1 protein-coding gene is annotated in these 940 nt (G+C 62.1%); it reads left to right on the top strand.

Annotation, left to right across the window (positions count from 1 at the left end; translation table 11 throughout):
- Positions 1–90: 90 nt before the first annotated feature.
- Positions 91–940 (top strand): IS630 family transposase (locus NKI35_RS31275; RefSeq protein WP_352742656.1); only part of this gene is annotated, 850 nt, incomplete at its 3' end.

The following is a 940-nucleotide window of genomic DNA, read 5'->3' on the forward strand; positions in this document are numbered from 1 at the left end:
AGCATAATCTGACCTGATGGAATCGCGAGGGATTCCCATCGGGGAGAATATCTGATTCATCATGTCGGCTGGGTATGGAGGCCAGCAGGCATGGTTAGAGCCATATCGGAGGATTTGCGTTCGCGAGTGATCGCAGCGGTTGAGAGTGGCCTGTCGCGGCGGGCTGCGGCGGATCGTTTCGGTGTTGCCGCGGCAAGCGCGGTCCGCTGGGTCCGCGAATGGCGAGAGAGCGGCGCGACGCGGGCAAAGCCCCAAGGCGGAGACAAGCGCTCCCAGCGGATCGAAGCCTACCGGGATACGATCCTAGCGGCGATCGAAGGTCAGGACGACATCACACTGGTCGAGTTGGCTGAATTTCTCAGGGCGGAGCATGCGGTCGTGTTCGCGCCGAGCACGATCTGGCGCTTTCTCGACCGTCACTCGATGACCTTCAAAAAAACAGCGCACGCCAGCGAGCAGGATCGGCCCGACGTGCTCGCGCGGCGGCGCGCCTGGTTCGAGGCCCAGCCTGATCTCGATCCCGAACGGTTGGTCTTTATCGACGAGACCGGCGCATCGACGAAGATGGCTCGCCTGCGTGGACGGGCAAAGCGGGGCATGCGGTGCCGATCTCCGATCCCGCACGGGCACTGGAAAACGACTACTTTTACAGGCGCATTGCGCCTGACTGGCATGACTGCGCCGATGGTCCTCGACGGACCGATGACGGGTGAATGGTTCGCCGCTTATGCCGAGCATGTATTGGCGCCTACGCTTCGAGTTGGTGACATCGTCATCCTCGACAACCTGCCCGCTCACAAAGTCGCCGCCGCCCGCCAAGCGATCGAAGCGGCCGGCGCGCGAATGCTCTTCCTACCGCCTTACAGCCCCGACTTTAACCCGATCGAGAATGCCTTCTCCAAGCTGAAGTCGATCCTCAGGAAAGCCGCCGCACGCAACA

It is taken from the genome of Mesorhizobium sp. M0676 (assembly GCF_040320535.1).
Taxonomy (GTDB): Bacteria; Pseudomonadota; Alphaproteobacteria; order Rhizobiales; family Rhizobiaceae; genus Mesorhizobium.